The organism is Geodermatophilus sp. SYSU D00700 (assembly GCF_054050255.1).
In genome coordinates this window covers 36934-54102 of sequence record NZ_JBJGZA010000023.1, presented here as the reverse complement: position 1 = coordinate 54102, position 17169 = coordinate 36934, and the positions used below count along the sequence as shown (strand labels likewise).

At 69.9% G+C, this 17169-nt stretch carries 11 protein-coding genes; 6 read left to right on the top strand and 5 right to left on the bottom strand.

Annotated elements, in window-relative coordinates; all coding sequences use genetic code 11:
- The first annotated feature begins 332 nt into the window (after positions 1-332).
- Together ACI79V_RS16420 and ACI79V_RS16415 are read left to right on the top strand one after the other, a co-directional pair.
- Positions 333-737, top strand: coding sequence for a hypothetical protein (locus tag ACI79V_RS16420; protein ID WP_456890813.1), 405 nt, complete (start codon positions 333-335; stop codon positions 735-737).
- Between the two features lie 1186 nt (positions 738-1923).
- On the top strand, positions 1924-2931 hold the full coding sequence (locus ACI79V_RS16415; protein WP_456890812.1) for an aldo/keto reductase: 1008 nt from the start codon (positions 1924-1926) through the stop codon (positions 2929-2931).
- Positions 2932-3442: 511 nt separating this feature from the next.
- Here the strand turns inward: ACI79V_RS16415 and ACI79V_RS16410 are convergent.
- Positions 3443-3853 carry a DUF1471 domain-containing protein gene (locus tag ACI79V_RS16410; RefSeq protein ID WP_456890810.1) on the bottom strand — a complete coding sequence of 137 codons (411 nt, stop codon included), beginning with the start codon at positions 3851-3853 and terminating at the stop codon, positions 3443-3445.
- 54 nt (positions 3854-3907) lie between these two features.
- Here ACI79V_RS16410 and ACI79V_RS16405 point away from each other — a divergent pair, with 54 nt between their 5' ends.
- From ACI79V_RS16405 to ACI79V_RS16395, 3 genes are read left to right on the top strand one after another with little or no spacing between them, the layout of a single operon-like run.
- A complete protein-coding gene (locus ACI79V_RS16405) occupies positions 3908-5710 on the top strand; it encodes a tetratricopeptide repeat protein (protein ID WP_456890808.1) in 1803 nt (600 codons plus the stop codon).
- Positions 5711-5715: 5 nt separating this feature from the next.
- Complete coding sequence (locus ACI79V_RS16400; RefSeq protein ID WP_456890806.1) at positions 5716-7395, top strand: CHAT domain-containing protein; 1680 nt, start codon at positions 5716-5718, stop codon at positions 7393-7395.
- A 56-nt stretch (positions 7396-7451) separates the two neighbouring features.
- Complete coding sequence (locus ACI79V_RS16395; RefSeq protein ID WP_456890804.1) at positions 7452-7925, top strand: tetratricopeptide repeat protein; 474 nt, start codon at positions 7452-7454, stop codon at positions 7923-7925.
- A gap of 80 nt (positions 7926-8005) precedes the next feature.
- Here the strand turns inward: ACI79V_RS16395 and ACI79V_RS16390 are convergent, their stop codons facing one another.
- A complete protein-coding gene (locus ACI79V_RS16390) occupies positions 8006-8341 on the bottom strand; it encodes a hypothetical protein (RefSeq protein ID WP_456890802.1) in 336 nt (111 codons plus the stop codon).
- A 315-nt stretch (positions 8342-8656) separates the two neighbouring features.
- On the opposite strand from ACI79V_RS16390, the gene ACI79V_RS16385 reads away from it, so the two are divergent.
- Complete coding sequence (locus ACI79V_RS16385; protein WP_456890801.1) at positions 8657-8971, top strand: hypothetical protein; 315 nt, start codon at positions 8657-8659, stop codon at positions 8969-8971.
- Between the two features lie 271 nt (positions 8972-9242).
- Here the strand turns inward: ACI79V_RS16385 and ACI79V_RS16380 are convergent, their stop codons facing one another.
- From ACI79V_RS16380 to ACI79V_RS16370, 3 genes are all read right to left on the bottom strand, one after another.
- Positions 9243-13511: a DEAD/DEAH box helicase gene (locus ACI79V_RS16380; RefSeq protein WP_456890800.1), complete on the bottom strand. Its 4269-nt coding sequence runs from the start codon at positions 13509-13511 to the stop codon at positions 9243-9245.
- A gap of 233 nt (positions 13512-13744) precedes the next feature.
- The gene (locus ACI79V_RS16375) at positions 13745-15763 is read right to left on the bottom strand and encodes a DNA methyltransferase (RefSeq protein WP_456890799.1); all 2019 of its coding nucleotides are present in this window, start codon (positions 15761-15763) and stop codon (positions 13745-13747) included.
- A gap of 240 nt (positions 15764-16003) precedes the next feature.
- On the bottom strand, positions 16004-16666 hold the full coding sequence (locus tag ACI79V_RS16370; RefSeq protein WP_456890798.1) for a hypothetical protein: 663 nt from the start codon (positions 16664-16666) through the stop codon (positions 16004-16006).
- Positions 16667-17169: the final 503 nt, after the last annotated feature.

The following is a 17169-nucleotide window of genomic DNA, read 5'->3' as shown; positions in this document are numbered from 1 at the left end:
CGGGAACGCCCGTCTGGAACGGCACGCCTCCTCCTGGCCGCGTCCTCTACACCTACGACGCGGGACCGGACCGCGGCAGTGTGGCGCCACAGCGGAGCGGCGGGGGCTGACCCGAGACCTCGCCTACGGCGCACCGCTCGATGGAGACCCTGGTCGGCTGACTCGACCACCGTGCCAACAGCGAGCGACGGGCATGGCGATCGCCATCGATCGGCTGATCACCGGATCGACATCAGCAAGGCTCACCGGCTGCGACTGACAAATGGTCCGAACCGTCCGGACACCCGCCGATGCCAGAGTCATCCGCCCCTGCGTCAACTGAGGTATCGACAGTGACTGAGCACAGCAACCCTGGCCACGACGTCATCGAGTTCGTCATGCTCCACCTCGGCCTGCACGAGTTGACCGGCAGCGTCCCTGACCGGTTGGAGGACCACTACATGTCAGCCGCCCAGAAGGTGCAGGCACTGGCTGCCACGGACACCCATCTGTGCCTATCCCTGCTTGCCGACCTCGCCGGGCACTTCGCGAAGACTCTTGAGCGTCACGCTCCGACCGGAACAGTCTCCCGAGTGATCAACGACTGGGCTGGACGAGGATGGACGCCAAGTGTTCAGCGTCGAGGGCCCATCACAGCCCTCCCGACCGTTGACAAGATCATTGTCGATCGAGGAGACCGGACGGCGCAGGACCGCCTCACCCCGGAGTGCGCTCCGCCTTCAACGAATACAGACTGAGGGGGAACGAGAGGTGGGCGACTACGGCAAGGACATGGCGTTGCGCATCACCTGACGCTGACCTCGCTACGAAGCCGCGCGACGAATCCGTGGCCGGTCCATCGCCTCACCCAACCTTGGCCCACCGCGCACCGGACGGGGTCCTGACGTTCATTCACCTGCGCGACGAACCGCTGCGTAGAAGCGGCTGGTACACCGTTGATCACCAACCTGCCGGCGGCCGCCAACGTACGCACCCGCATGCTGTAGGCCCAAGTGGGTTGCTTGACGGAGCGTGCACGTCGCGTGCTTGCGAGTCAATGGACGTTTTGTGACCCACCGCATATCGGTGGTGGCGGCGGCAAGAAGACTGCCTCGATAACGCATTTCAACGCCCGCCGCGGCTCCGGACTCGCGACGATGGGCATGAGGCGGCTTGAGCAAGACCGCTGCATCGATGCTTCCTCGGCAGGAAGCCGGAGGTACTGCAACGTGCTGTTCGGGTTGCTCCGAGCTCAGCCACCACAACGAAGACCTGCCAGGCAGCCGGGTCGCCATCGCGGTTGTTCTAGACGGCACGTCCGCCTGGCACGGCCAGCCCTTTCGTCTGCTCTGTTTCGGGTCTCGGTCAGATCAAGCCGATCGCGCACGGCTGGGACCTAGCGTCACAGTCGGGCGGACGCTGGAGTTGGCCAGCGCTGCCGGCGAGGACCTGCTCGCAGGAGTCCGGGGAACTCAACCCGCGGCTCGCCGCGACCAGGAGCAGGCGTCGGCGGTCGAGCCCGCCCCGGGGCGCCTGCAGCGAACGCCTCGCTGCCACGTTCGGCCGGGCGCGGGTTAGCGTGCGGATCCCCTTTCAGGGCAGCCTGCGGCTCATCGGCCGCCGCATTGCGGAGTCGCCGCGGTTGGCAACAATACGCCAGGCGACCTGGTTCGCTGGTGGACAATAAACCAGCAGCATGACAGAGTCGTCTGGGTGGGTGGTTGCATCGCTCGGTTAGGACGCTGATCGAGCCGCAGACGTCGCCGGGGCGGCGCACACCCGTCGTGCATGTGCCCTCGACGGAGGCGCGCGGCCGCGGACCTTCCGACGGCCACACGCGACCCGAGAGCTGGCGCCTCGCGCCCGCAGCGCGGCGCCGGCACGACAGTGTGCCCGACTGCCCCTGGGACAGATCGACCTCGTGATGGCATGGGAGGACGCAACATGGACACCATCGAGCTGGGACGGACTGGCGTCCAGGTCAGCGCGCTCTCGCTGGGCTGCATGGGCATGGGCACGGTTGCAGAGTCTGAAGCGTCGATGGCCCTGCTCGACCGGTACGCCGATGACGGCGGGTCCTTCCTCGACACTGCGGACTGCTACGCGTGGTGGCAGGAGAGGGGTACGAGCGGAGGCCAGAGCGAGGAGGTCGTCGGACGTTGGCTAGCGCGTAGTGGCCGCCGGGACGACGTCTTCCTGGCCACCAAGGGCAGCGCGCTGCTGGCCAACCCCGAGGAGGTCTGGCCGGACGACGTCGCGCACCCCGACGTGTCCCGCGCTCGCTTCGTCGGTGCTGGGGCGGCCGCGCTCCGTTCGTCGCTCGAGGGCAGCTTGCGCCGGCTTGATGTCGATTACGTCGATCTCTACTACGTCCACGTCGATGACCGGACCACTCGGCTGGAGGAGACGCTGCAGGCGCTGGCGAACTTTGTGTCCGAGGGCAAGGTCCGCTACCTGGGCTGGTCGAACGTTCGAACGTGGCGTGTGGAGCGGATCCGCGGCCTATGCGAACAGAACGGGTGGCCCCAACCCGTCGCCTTGCAGCAGCAGCATTCGTATCTTCAGCCCCGGCCCGGACTCGACAAGCCAGGCCTTACCGGTTGCGAGCAACTGGACTACCTCCGAGAGCGGGACGACTTGAGCCTGATCGCGTACTCGCCGGTGCTCAAGGGTTTGTACGACGCTCCCGCGGCGCGACGATTCGACCACCCGGAGATGGCCAGGGCCTACGAGAGCGACGCTGCCCTCCGTAGGCTCGCGGCGTTGGACGACGTGGCCGCGGAGCTCGGTGTCAAGCCCGGACAGGTAGCTCTGGCATGGCTCGCTGCGCAGCGCTCGCCTCGCATCATTCCGCTCTTCGGCTCGACGAGGCCGGAACGCTATGCCGCAGCCGTCGCCGCGCTTGAGCTGTCGTTGTCGCCCGACCATCTGGCCGTGCTCGACGCTGCTTGACGCGGCGGCTACGCCGCGCACATCCGCAGGCACCTGCTCGTATACCGGCCGTCCGCCCCGGACCGATCGGGCCAGCGATGTCACCTGAGGACGGCCGAGCAAACCCGCCGCTGGGCCCTCTAAGGATCTTCCTCTATGCAGCGCTTGGGCGACGACGTATTCATGCCTGCGGCGATGGTGGGTTTCGGAGCTCTCGCTGGCGGCGCCTCATTCGCGGCGGCGTTTGTCGCCTTCGGGAGCACGACGGTTGTCATGCTGCTCACCGCCGGCAGCGGTCGCTAGGCAGAGGCGTGGACGGCTTGGTCATGCCGCGCTGGGAACGGGACGGTTGTCCGTGCGGGCTGGCGGGGTGCGACACCCTCCTCGCTTCACCACCCGGCAACCGGCAGGAGCTTTCGCTCATGCCACGGGTTCCGGGCGTTCGCCGGACTCACGCCGACCGCGTACAAGACGTTGCATTAGGACGGAGACAGCGGGCTCCTTCTTTCGGGCCGAGAAGCTTGCTGGTGGTTCACCGAATGCGGACCAGCCTCACCGCTCCGTCTGGGTTGGCCTGGACAATGAAGGGCCGACCGTCTGCCGTTCCCTCAGCCGACCAGTTGCCGCCCGTGACTTCACGGACACTGGTGATCGTTATTGCGGTTACGCCGACCGCCGTCAGGCTCTCGTGGACGGCTTGGCTCATCTCCGAGATCGTGGGTCGGCGGCTCCGCGCAGATATGAAGCCCCCTTGCCGCAGGCGCGTCGCGAGGGCAATCAGCATCGAGTAGCCGGCGTTGCCGATGATGCCGCTTGCCAGCGCTGACTGGACAAAGTCCGTAAACGAGCTGAGCACGGGCGCGTCGGTCGAAGGCTCGGGATCGTGCACGTGGGGGACGACGAGCACTGATCCGTCGTCAAGGTCGTACGTCCTCAGCAGCATGTGCGGATGTTGCCAGACGATCTCAGTGCCGATGGGTGCCGTACGGTCAGCAGGGTGGGGGAGCGGGGGGCGGAGGAGGCCTCCGTTGGCGCGCTGCCGGCCAGGGCAAGGCAACAGATGCTCGAGGCCGCGGCGGCGGCGAACGACGTTGGACTTCGTGCCTGGCAGGCCGGTGACCTTGACTCTGCGGCGGGCGAGTTCGAACGTGCCGCCGAGGTTCTTGACCGTACCGGGTTGGAGCTGCCGCGATCGTCTACCCAGCACAATCTCGCGCTGGTCCGCATGCGGCAAGGGCGCCTTGACGAGGCGACGCGACTGCTGGAGTCGGCACTTTCCGTCTCGGGAGACGGAACCGCCGATCGGGACCTGCATGAGGCAGCCGTCCGCCTGACGCTGGGCCAGGTCGCCCGCCGCCGTGACGAACTGGATGTTGCCGCCGGCCACTACCGGCGTGCGTTGACGCTCTTCCGCCGCCATGGCCGCAGCGAGGCGGTGTTGGACGTGCGGATCAATCTTGCTGTCCTCGATGAACGAGCCGGACGGCTGACTGCTGCCTGGAACCGTCTTGAGGCCGCCCGAGCGGCTGCCCTGGATGCAAATGAACGGCTGTCATGGGCGGCTGCGACGACGACGATGTCTGCGGTCGCCGGCCAGCGAGGGGACTTCGCCGTCGCCAGCGATCTGCTCGACGGTGCGCGGGCGGTGTACGAGGACGCAGGCATGCCCAAGGAACTGGCCGACGTCCTGACCAATCACGGTTATGTGCACCTGCATGTCGGCGACTACCCCCGGGCCCGGTGGTGCCTTCGTCAAGCGCTCGCTCTGTTCACGCAGATGGGGATGGAGTTGGACCGGGCCAGGCTCCTCGGGGGTCTGGCGAGTCTCGACCGGCGGATAGGCAACCTGCAAGCCGCGGCTGACGGATACGGCACGGCATTGCGGACCTATCGGGACCGGGGCGCGGACCGGGAGATTGCTGGCACGTTGGTGAATCTCGGCGTCGTCGCCTGCGACGCCAAGCGGTGGGACCAGGCCGCCGAGTGCTTGCAGGAGGCCGAGCGGCTCTACGCGCGGCTGAACTCGCTGGTGGGTCAGGCCACCGTGGCCCACAACCTCGGCGTCGTCGCTGCCGGCCGTTCTGACTGGGGAAGGGCCGACGACTACTACCGCCGGGCCCAGAAGCTCTACCGGAGAGCCGAGCAACCGCGCCAGGCTGCGGAGCTACAGGCCAATCGCGGCATCGTGGCGGCAGCCCAAGGCAACATCGAGTCCGCCCGGCGTCACTACCGCCGCGCGGCCGCGGCGTACCGGGCCCTCGGGCTGTGGATGCCCCTAGCCCGCTGCCGGCACAACTGGGGGCTGACCTGGCCGCGGGAATCGGCGAAGCGACGCACCATGGTGCTGCCGGCGTGGCTGGCTCTAGACGCGACGCGATTCGACCTCGACCGGCCCGATGACAGGGCTCACTGGCGTGAGGAGACGGGCTCGCTGGCCGCTGCTGCCTTCGAGGTGGCGGCCAGCGATGCGATGCTGCTCGCTGAGCTGATGGAGCGCGCTCGAGCCGTCGGGAGCGTCGACGTGGCCCGCGCGCCGGCGTTGAGTGTGGTGGGTCGGGCCCTGCCGTGGGCCGGGAGAGAACGTCAGCAGGAGGGTGCGGTGGGCGAGCCGGAAGAGGTCATCGGCTCCCTGGCCGTTCGGGCTCCGGCCCGTGTCCGCTGTGGGTGGGAGCTGCAGTTGGCGCCCTATGACCAGGAGGCCGACCGGCTGCGGGTCGTCGGCCCGGACCCGCCCCCGCCGTCGCACCGGGCCGTTCCGCTGTGGTCGTTGCTGCTTGCAGACCCATGGCCGGGAGGGTGAGCGGCGTGAGCCGGCCGACCCCGGGCGACGCCGAGGTTGCGGGGACATCGCCGACCGTCTGGTGGCTCGGCCTGTGGCGGGCCGGGGAGAGCCTCTACTGGTGGACCACCGCAACCGCTGTCGACGGCGATGACCACGCGGCTCGGCAGGCCGTGAAAGCGCGGGTTTCGCCTCAGACCTGGGCGCGCGTTCGCGTTCCGCCGCAGCCGTCGTCAAGCGAAGCCCGGCCCGGCAGCGGGGAGCGTGGCACCGCGTTCGTCGATGCCGGAGCACGGCCCTGGGCGGAGGTGGAGCCGCTGCTGCACCGCTTGCACCAAGGACTGCCCGGCCGGGACCAAGCGGCCGAGCGGCGGCGCCGCGAGCTGGAGAGGCAACGGGACCTGCTGCAGGAGACTCCGCCGTTGGACGACGATGGCCACGAGGCGTATTGGTCGACCCTCTTTGACATCGGTCAGCAGTTGGCCGACTTGGAGGTCAGCGCCGTCGCCGAATCGCTGCAGCGGGCCTGGGTGGGCCCGCTGGTGGATCCGGCGGCCAACAGCGAGCTGTGTGCCGGCCTCGGCCAGCTGTTGTTGCCGGACGTCCTGCGGGAGTACCTGGCCGCCCCGACCGCGGACGGTGCCGCGGCCAGCACCCCGTCGGCCGGCCGCTCGCCTGCGGTCGACGCGGCCGGCGACGAGGCTCCCGCATCCGCGCCGCGGGCAGACAGATTAGGCGTGCCGACTGTCGTGATCGCCCCTGGCCCCGACCTCGGTGCGGTGCCGTGGGAACTGCTCACGGTCGACGGCATGGACCGACGGCTCGTCGAAGTCGCCCGAGTACGCGGCGGAATCAGTCCGGCCTCCCTGGTCGACCTGCCCCTGCCCGCCGCTCCGCATCGGCCGCAGGGCCCGGTGCTGCGTGTGATGGATCCCAGCCGAAGCCGATCACGACCGACGGTGCTGCCCATCTATCCCGAACTTGTGCCTGACGCATGGCGACGCCGGTTCGATTCCGCCGCCGGCGATGTGCTGGCGGGCGGATCCGTCGAAGACGCCGCCGCCGGGCGACTCCGCGGATGCTCACGCCAGCAGTTCAGCGCCCTGTTGACCGAGGGCGCGTGGAGTCGCTTGCTCTTCTTGGGCCATGTCTCGGTTAGTGACGAGTTGTCGCCGACGGCGGCCGCGCTGGAGTTCGACCCGGATCTTCGTTCGTGGGCCGACCGACGCCCGATGCAGACCGATGACGGTCGCTTGCTTGAGCGTCCGCGGCATACCCACGCGCTCAGCGCTCGTGTCTGGCTGCATGCACCGCAACGGTGGCCGCTGCCCCGTCGCGTGGCCTTCATCGCCTGCCAGGCCGATGACAGCCGGTACGCCGAACAGGTCGGCCTCACACTTGCGGCCATCCACGCCGGCGCTCGAGTGATCACCGCGACCCGGTGGACCCTCCCGACGGATCAGACCGCCGGGGTGCCGGGTGAGGCCCGAGTGGCGGCTGGAGAGGGCCCGACGACCGCGCTGGCACTGGCGGTCGACGATGCCCACGGCGCCCCGGATCCGGTGGACGCCCTGCGCGCCTGGCAGCTGACGCAGCTGCGGCTCTGGCGGCGGGCGGACACGGCCGCGCTGCGACGGTGGCACGCGCCGTTGATCTGGGCGGCACCGGTCACCTATGTGTTGCCCGACGCGCCGGCCGTCTCGTGACGGCGGACTCCAACCTCTCCCAGGCGTTGGCGACCGCCCTTCGGCAGGCCGGGCGCATGGCGCTGCAGCGCGGCAACAGCGCTCTGCAGCGTAGCGACACCACCGCCGGACGGCGCAGCTATGAGATCGCGTTGACGTGCTTCCTCGTGCTCGGTGATGCCCTCGGCGCCGCCGATGCCATGTGCAATCTGGGCACCGTCGCCTGGTTCGACGGCGCCCTGGGCGACGCGCAGCGCTACTACGGTGCCGCCCTGGCGACGTATCGCGACTGCGGATCGGCGTGGCAGGTGGCCAAGACGCTGCAGTACCAGGGCAACGTGGCGTTGCAGCGCGGCCAGCTGTACGAGGCCCGACGGGACTATCGGCAGGCGCTGAACCTGCTGCGGCAACATGGCGACGACGTCGACATCGCTGACAGCCGCGTCAACCTGGCGATGGCGGAGAACGAACTCGGCGCCCACCACGAGGCCGTCACCCTCCTGGGGACGCCGCCGCCGGATACCGCGGCGCACTGGCCGAACCCCAGCTGACCGACAAGCTCGCCGAGGTCCACCGCGATCTGAGTTTGGTGCTGATGGAGCTCGGTCAGCTTCGGCAGGCCTGGTCGCTGTCACGCCGGGCCCGCGAGCACTACGCGCGTGCCAGTGCCGGCCCGACGGTGGCCGCCCTCGACCACAACCTGGGCAACATCGCCGCCCGGATGCACCGGCACCGCACCGCCGAGGCGCTCTACCGGAGGGCCGCAGACTTCTACCGACGGCGGGGTCTGCTGCACGAGCTCGGTGACTGCGAGTTGGGCCTCGGCAAAGTCGCTCGCGACCGTGGCGACGACGAGCGAGCCCGCGTCCACTTTCGGCGTGCAGCCAGCCACTATGCCGCCAGTGGGGAATGGCTGGCCCGAGCCCGCGCCCAGTACAACCTCGGTCTGACCGATCTGCCGTCCCACAGGTCCCTCGAGGCCCTCGTCCCGGCCTGGGCGGCGATGCAGTCGGTGGCGTGGGGGCTGCCGGAGGTGGCAGCGAGATGGGACTCGGTGCGAGGTCAGGGTGCGTCGACCACTAGCAGGCCGATCACGGTGTCCACCGACGCCGCCGCGGAGCTGCCGACCCACGCTCCACCGGCCCCAAGGTGCGGCTGACCGGAACTGTGCCGGTGCCACAGGGGCCGGCCGCGGCCGCGTCCTGGCCGGGCGCAGGAGGAGCTTGTCCCTTAACGCGTAGGATGTGACCTAAGCCACTTCGCCGCCGCCCGGGAGGCCACCATGGCACGCTCTATCGCCGATCTCGACATCGCCCTAGCCGACCCGGAGGTGCTGAGCGCCCTGGAAGTGCTGAGTCGGCGAGGACTGGGCGTGACGGTGATCCACTCACACGACGACACGTCTGACGTCATGGTTCCGCTCACGTCGGGAACCGTGCAGTTCGAGGACGATCTCAAAGTCCGCTTCGTCGACGCGGCCGATCCGGCGTTGGCGGGATCGGTAGCCGTCACCGCTGCATGGATGAACGGTGGGCCAGTCGTGGTCGGCCGGTGCCGTCAAGGCCACGGCGAGCAGGTGCCTCCACCCCTCGGCTGAGTTCGCTGTCGACTCGTCGGCTCCCACCAGCGCAACGCGGCTGGCCGGTGCCCGGCTTCCGATACCGGTCCCGATTAGCCAGGCGGCTCGCTCGTCCGGACCGGCGGCACGAGGCTTCGCGGCTGCGCTGAAAGGTGAAGGGGACCTCGACCCGTCGCCGGAAAGCGCCGGTGACTGCCCCCGCGATTGACTGAAACCGCGACGCCCGCACCGTTCGCTTGACGTCTGAGGACGGGCGGATCGACAGCCGAGCGCAGTTCGGCGGGCCGGGTCAATGCCATCGGTGTTCGACCACCACCGCCCGGTTGATCTCCCCGTCGCGCCAGTGCAAGGTGGCCGGACGGCTCTGCGCACAGAAGGTGTCGACGAAGTCCTTCAGCAGCTCGCTGGATCGAATGATCTCAAGGTCGCCGCTGATGTGGCTCACCACCTCCCGGCTGGCCATCACGATCAACTTGGCCTTGGCGCGGGTGGCGAGCACGTTGAAGCGGTTGAGGTTGTGCAGAAACTCGGCTTCCTCGGCGACGGTGTCGGGGTCGCCCACGGCGTAGCTGGCCAGAATGACGTCACGTTCCTGTCCTTGGAAACGTTCTACCGTGTCCACGGCGTCGGCGATCCACTGCGCCGTGCCCGGAGAGGCGTCGGCGGTGGCGAACAGTGCGGTGAGTCGGGCGACGATGCGTGCGCGTTGCGCACGGTGCGGTGTGACGATGCCCAGCCCGCGGGTCCAGAATCGGTGCGCGGCCATGGCGGCGGGTGCACCGCCGTCAGCGTCGACACCGCCCAGGGTGTGGGCGTACCACCACGCGAGGGCGGCGACCGTGTCGGCCTCGAACTGATTCCACTGCCCGGATACCCCTTCGGGATAGGTGAGGCAGACGACGGGGCGGTCGGGATCGGCGATCCCGGGCAGCGCCGAGCTGAAGGGCAGTCCGGCGGGCCACCAGTCCGGCGGCGTGGTGGACGCCGCCGCAGCCGTGCCGGCGATGGTGTAGCGCACGCGTCGCTGCGGGTCGTGTGCGGTCAGCTGCGGCGGATAGCCGGCCCGCTGTCCCAGCGCCACGATCTCGGCGTTGGACCGGTAGTTGCGCAGTAGGGGAGTGTCAGGGACGTCGTGCCAGTCGCGGAAGAAGCTGTACACCGACCCGACCAGCGGCTCGAGTCCCGCCGGGGGCGCTGCGGCGTGGATGGGGGGCAGCTGCAAGGGGTCACCGGCCACCACGACGCTGGCACCGGGAGCGACGCCGGCGAGCGCCAGCAGAGCGTGTGCCACGTCGAGCTGCCCGGCTTCGTCGATGACCAGCACGTCGAACAGGGGTCCGGCGGTGCCGGCGGCGTGGTCGATGAGCCGGAACAGCTGCTCGGTGGTTCCGGCGACGATGGTGGTGTCTGGACCGTTCAGCTGTGCCGCGGTCTGCTGTAGAGCCGCCTGGTCGGAGGTGTCCACGTCGGCGCCGTGAGGCAGCCAGGACGGCGCGGGCCGCCCGGCGCTGCGCAGCCGTCGCAGCGCGACCTGGGGCCAGTGTGCGGTCAGGTCGCGCGCGAGGACCTGCAGCACGTTGTCCACCGCGGTGTAGGTGCCGGCGGCGACGGCGATCCGCAGCGGTGCACTGCCGGTGCTGGTGGCGGCCAGGCCGGCGAGGATGGCTCGCACGGTGGCGGTCTTGCCGGTGCCCGGCGGTCCCCAGATCAGCGTGAGTCGCCGGGTGAGCGCCCGTTCCCAGGCGTCCCACTGGCTGGGGTTGAGGGTGTACCCGAGATTCTGGAGGCTTGATCGCGCGGCTGCGGTATCGCGCGGAACGACGGTGCTGGCGGTCGCCCGGGCGTTCCACAGGAAGTCTTCGACCGGGTGCGGTGCGCCGCGGCGCGGATTGCGGTTGATGCCCAGCGCGGCCTGGATGCGGGGCTCCCGAACGGCGGTGGGCGGGTTGCCGATGGCGCGGACGGTGTCGTGCACCTTGCTGGTGAAGAAGTCGACGGCCACCGGATCCAGCACCAGGTCGTGGTCGAGCTGGACGAGGTCGTGGTCCAGCAGGTCGTCGCGGATCGGGGTGGAGTCTCCCCAGTTGTCGAAGTCGACCACCAGCAGGCCGCGGTCGCGGTCGAGGTCGACGATGCGGACGCCGAGGACCTTGGTCAAGCGCGCTCGCTGCGCCGTCCAGTTGCCCGACCAGCGGGTGGCGAGGTCCGGGTCGCGGCGGAGCAGGGCACCGGCGGAGTACTCCAGCAGGCCGACGTCGGACTCCGGCGCGATGGCCCAGGAGAAGTCGCCCACCTTGGCCTTGACCTCTCGGCTGCCGGCGGCGAGGGCATAGACCGCGCGGTGTGGCCGTGGCGGGTGCCCCAGCGTTGTCAACGCGGTGCGTTCGTCCTCGCCGGTCAGCCGGTGGGTGAGGCGGGCGCTGGCGAAGGTCGCTTCGCGCTCGGCGGCCGGCAGAGCGCGGACGCGGCTGGTGGCCAGCTCGTCGAGAGCGGCGTTGAGCTTGGCGTGGGCATGCAGCAGCAGTCCCAGGTGGCTGGTGCCGGGCAGGTCGACGGGACCGTGCAGTTGGCCGATTCGCGGCGCCGACCGGCGCAGGCGGGGCCGCAGGTCCTGCCCGAGCCGGTCGGTCACGGTGGCTAGGGCGCCCAGCTTGGCCCGTACCGTCTGGGTCAGATCCGACTGCAGCTGGGCGGCGGTGGGAGCTCCCGGGGTCATCCGTCCGCGCCACAGTTGGTGCGCCCGTTCCGGGGGGATCTGGTCGCTGAACGGGTCGTGCCAGAACGGCGGTACGCGGAACGACGGGTTGGGGTGGCCCGGGTCGTGGTAGCGGCGGGCGGTCTCCAGCAGCGTGTAGGTGTGTGCCAGGTCCAGGCTGAGCAGGTTCTTGACCGCGTCGCGCACCACGCTGACGGCGGGTGTGCCGGCCAGCTGTGGTGCTTCGAGTACCTCCTCGGGCGGGAACAGCCAGGCCAGCCGGCCGAGTCGGCCGGTGGCGATGATGTTGCCCAGGTGGCGACCGACGACTCGGGTCAGGTGGTCGAAGGTCACGCTGTCCCAGACGTAGACCTGCGCGGTGGCCTGGGGGTCGGCCGCCTGCGCTTCGGACAGCAGCGCGTCGAGGTCGTCGAGTAGCAGCGCGAGGACCGGCCACTCGTCGGCGACGGTCTTGCCGGGCACGTAGTGCACGCGCGGGCTGACTACCCTGCTCAACCGCGATGTCCGGTCCAGCCATGCCCAGCGCAGCCCGAAGGCGAGGGTGATGGCGCTGCCGGGGTCGAAGTCGGCGGTCAGGTACAGCCTCAGTTTGGCGAAGGCGGGGATGGCCGCGGTCGTCGCCGTCGCGGACGCGATCGGGGACGGGTGTTGGCCGGTGAGCGCGCGTGCCCGCGCGGAGACCACGCTGCGCTGACCGCGCAGACGGTGATGCGCATCGAAGGTGCTGTCGGTCTCGTCCAGGTGGGCGACGGCTGGCACGTCGGTGTGTCCTCGGGAACGCAGCACGCGGGCAGCACCGCGGGAGACGAAGGGAAGCCGGGACAGGTCCTGGGTCTGCTCGGCCAGCGGGAGGCAGTGCCGCGGATCCCAGTCGCTGGGGTTGGTTCCCGGCTGGGGCTTGAACTTCTGCCCCAGGTTCTCGCATCCCTGACAGCCGGAGGTGACCGCCCAGGGCAGCTGCGGCAACGGCGCGGCGAGGACCCGGGGCAGCAGGTCGTGCAGGAGGCGGGCCAGTTCGGCGAGGAAGATGCGCAGTGGCGCGACCTCGAGGTCCTCGTGCAGTGCGGTGGACAGCGCTGCGGGCGCTGCGCCGTCGCGCACGGCTTTGTGCAGGGCGCTGTCGTTCTCGCTGCCGGGCCAGACGGCCGGATCCCCGCTGACCGCGAACCGCGTGTCCAGTTGGTGGTCGACCAGCCAGGCGGCGAGGGCGACCGTGTAGTAGGCCAGTTCGGCGAAGTAGTGCGGACCGGGCTCGCTGGTCAGCTTGACGTCGATGATGCGCAGACGCAGCCGGGCATCGCCGGGGTCGGCCGGCTCGAGCTGGCCGGCGGCGGTGACCACCGTCCGGGGGGCGGCCGGGTCGTCGGCAGCGAGTACCTCGATGAGGTCGGGACGGACGCGGGCGAACTCCAGCGGAGCGTCGATGCCGTCGGTGCGCAGGTCGTCCAGTGCATGCAGGGCACGCAGAGTGCGGGTGTCGGCGTCGAACTCGGTCTCGACGAGGAAGTCGCCGGGGTGGACGTCCCGGTGCAGGTGCTCGTGCAGCTCACTGGCAGCGAATCGCAGGCCGGGGCTGGCGGCGGTGCGGATCGGCGTGCTGGGACCACCCAGCAGCCGGGCCGGGCCGAACGCCGCCGCCAGGTCGGCGATCTTGCTGTAGCCCCACTCGTTTCCCGCGTTGCGGATCTCGGCCAGGGCGGGGCGCACCTGCGGATGGGGCAGATCCAGCGCGTCACGTTCGCTGCGGTGGGCTGCGGTGTCCGGGTGCAGGGCGATGCGCAGCTGCTTCTCGCAGCCGGTGCTGGCGAACTGGGTGACGCAGGTCTTGTCGAAACGGGGCACGTAGACCTCCGGGAACCGCGCCGGCATACAGAACTGTTTCGGACCTTAGGCGGATGGTCTGACAGTTCGCGGGATCTGCCCCGGGCTGCGGCGCTGCGCTGACCGCCGCGGCCGTCCGGCGCATCATCCGGCGGTGCCCGGCAGGCCCTGAACGCGGGCCCTCCGGTGCGGGCTGTGTGGTGTGGTGCGTGTGCTGGCTCGTGGCGCGGATCAGCGGTCCGCCTCGCCGGTTGTCACTGGGTGGCGGGCGGGGAGGCAATAGGTAAGGGAGCTGTCGCTCCCCAGCGAGGCCTGGCGATGCGGACGGCGCTGCGGATGTTCGATCTATCGGCATCGGACACGGTCAGCGACCGTCGCCGGAGGGGGTTCAGCAGGGCTGCCGTGTCGGGGGCATCGTGGGTGCGCGGCACGGTGGCGGCAAGCGGGCGGGCAACGACGAGCAGGTCGTACTCGCAGTTCCCGGCGTGGGCGTGGTGACCCATGTGTGGATCGGCCAGGACGGGCCACAACGCGGTGACGCGGAGTTTCGCTTCATCCAGAGCAATGCCTACGGCGTCCCAGGCGTCGTCACCTCCCTTGTAGGTGAACGCCAGGAGTCCGTCCGGACGGCATCGAGCGGTTGCGGAGGTGAGCGCGGTCCCCAGGCGGAGGCCGAAGGCTTCGACCGGATCATCCCCGTCGGGCAGCAGAGGCCGGCCGCACAGCGGCGGTTGCGGTTGCCAGGCGCGGAAGATCTGGCTTAGTGCGTCGTAGGAGATGAAGTCGAAGTAGGGGGGGTCGGTGAACACCAGATGAGCCGCTGCGACGTCGATGCGAGCAGCGGTGGGCGGTGTGTCGGTGGGAGCAGCGGTGGCGTCGGCGCCGGCCACCTGATGTCCGGTGGTCGTGCGCGTCAGGGTCATGGTCAGCGGCGTGAGTCTGCCGCGCCCGGTCAACACGTGCCGGCGCACGGTGTCCTCGCACGATCTGGCCACCCGGGTCAACGCGGCGGCCAGAGTTCCTCGTCCGCCGGTGCGGTGCAGAGGATTTAACTCGACAGTCAGCCAGGGCAAGGCGAAGGCACGCACGCTGAACAGCGGCGCGAGGCGTCCATAGTCGGTCGCATAGCCGCACATCCGGTTGTTGGAGGTGATGGTCGTCGACAGTGCTAGGCGCAGGGCTCGTGTGACGGGTGCGGGCAGGTTGTCGGCGGCGTCGATCCATGCCTGAGCCGAGCCTAGATAGGCCAGCTGGCGGGCGGTGTGCAGCGCGCCGACGGTCGTGATGCCGAAGCTGAGGGGACGCGCGTCATCGGCTGTGGCGACCAGCTTGACGTGGACCGGGTCAGGCGTGATAGCGGCCAGGGCGTCATCGCCGGCGGTAACCGCGGCCCGGTCCTGCAGACGTGGGGGACGGATACGCCGATAGGCGGGGACCGTCGGAGCGTGGGTGGACGGGCGGTCGTCGTCGCGCGGCAGAGGGGCGTCCTCGACCGCCAGCAGGACGCGGGGAGCGGCGCCGGTCTGGAGCTGTTCATGACTGCTCCTGCGAGCGCAGTGGGGGCAGGTGTAGCGGCCGGCCCGAAAGGTCCCGGAGGACACCGGGTGGACCTGGCCGCAGCAGGTCAGCGTGGTGTCCTTCGGGTGCAGAGCGTGCAGTGCCAGGCACTGCGGGCAGAAGGCGGTGACGGCGGTGGTCCGCCGGACCGAGCCCGGCCGCCCGATGCTGCGGGCGATGATCAGGGACTTGTACAGCTCGGCGGTGTGGGCGCATTCCGGGCAGGTGACCTGGGCCAACCAGAAGTAGTGCAGCGGCGTCCAGCGGGAGCCGTCGGCATCGGCGACCTCGGGCCACAGGTGGTTGAGCGTGGCGTGCAGGTGAGTGAGCAGCTGCCCGCCGGCGGCGTGGACGTCGTCGATGGCGGCAGGCTGGGCCTGGTGCTCGTTGAGCAGGACGGCCAGCGGATCCACATCGGTGCCGATGACGCGGGCGCCGAGCCGGGCGGCCTCGACCAGCGTGGTACCGCCACCGAGAAAGGGATCGAGCACGTTCATGCCGGTCAGATGGCGACCGGGGGTGGCATAGGCGCGCCAGAAGGTCGCCGCCGGAGTATCGCCGGGAAGACTGGCGGCCAGGAGGGCAGCCCGCACGAGCGCGGGCGGCCGACGCGCCCACCACCGGTGTGCCTGGTAGGCCGGGTCGGGTGCTCGCCGGTCGGCCGCGACAAGGCGGGACACGTCATGAAACGGGAACGCGGTCTCGAGCAGCGTCACGGGCGAGTCACGCCTGGTCGCCGGGGACCCTGGTGCACTGCGCGGTCCGCCACGCCCGGGAGGGTACTGAGCTGCCGCCGACCGGCGATGTTCGCCGCACCGTGGCGGCCGCTCGGCTGGGAGAGTGAGCCGCGGCGGCACGATGCATGTTTCCGGCGGAGGGGTAGCAGCCCGACCGGGAGGTCGGGGGGTGTTCTTCCCGTGGGCGGGGGACGGCCCACCAGTTCCGGACGTGACCGCCTAAGCCGCCTCGCTCAGGATCTTCCTCTGCAGCTCCAGGTGCTCACGCAGCTGAACGACGCTCCCGCTTCCGCCGCCGGGGTCCGGGTGCTCCCAGTCGGTCAGGGCTACGGAGTAGGCCCGCGCCAGCGCGGGCGTGTGTCGGATCACCAGATCGAACAACGGCTCCAACTGCTCGAAGGAGAACGCCACCTTGTTGCCGGCGTCAACCCAGTCCTTGACCTTGTCGAGGTCCGCGAGGACCCGATCGACGATCCCGGCGTCAAGACGGGCGCCGCGGCCGGCGTCGACGTAGGTGCGCAGGGACGCCTCGAAGTCGCTGAGGCACTCGGGAGTGTCGGCCTGCACCGCGGCGCGCGCGCCTCCTCCGTCGGCGGTCTTGCGCTTCTTGATGACGACAGCCGCACCCGCTACGACGGCTAGTGCCGTCATAACGACCGGGGCGATGACCTTGAGGTTCGTTCGTGCGGCCCGCTTGACAGCTTCCTGGGCTAAATGCTCAGGACCAGGAACTTCGTCGAGGAACTTGTGGATCCGTCCGGTCGCCACGACGCGCACCACGCTGCCGTTGCGAAAGAACCTTCCGCTGGCGATCCCCGCTTCGATCAGCGGCGGAATGAGAAGGGTCGGCTGCGCGATGCCGCCTGCTGCTGGTGCCGCCATGGCTCGAGACTATGGCTCAGCGCGGGGCAGAGGTCGTATATGCAGGGGCGGGCGGGCACTTGTGAGGCCAGTTGTCCAGGTGAGTCAGGCGACGGCGGCAGGTGACGACACTGGCTCGATCGATCGACGTCGTGCCGTCCGCGCGCGGAGGTGATCGCGGTGTCAGTTCTTGGTGAGAACTTGCACGGGGTTGGCACGGGCTCTTGCTCATGTCACGTCTTGCAGCTGTGCCAATCCTTACGCGGGTGCCACGGCTTGCGTCGCGCCATTCCTTGCGCCCGCCACGATTTGCACCTGAAACGAGACTGCCAGGCCGGCTCCGGCCCGCGGCCCCAGCGGCCGCTCGAGGTGTGGGTCCCCGTCCCGGGTAGCGGACGCTGGCCGCCTGCTCAGTCGCAACGGGCCAGCCGGCACCGGTCGCCGCCCGGCGCGCGGAGTACACAGCATCGCCGTCAACGGCTTGTCCGCGGGCGCTCAGCGTCCGAGTTCAGAGGACGGGCAGT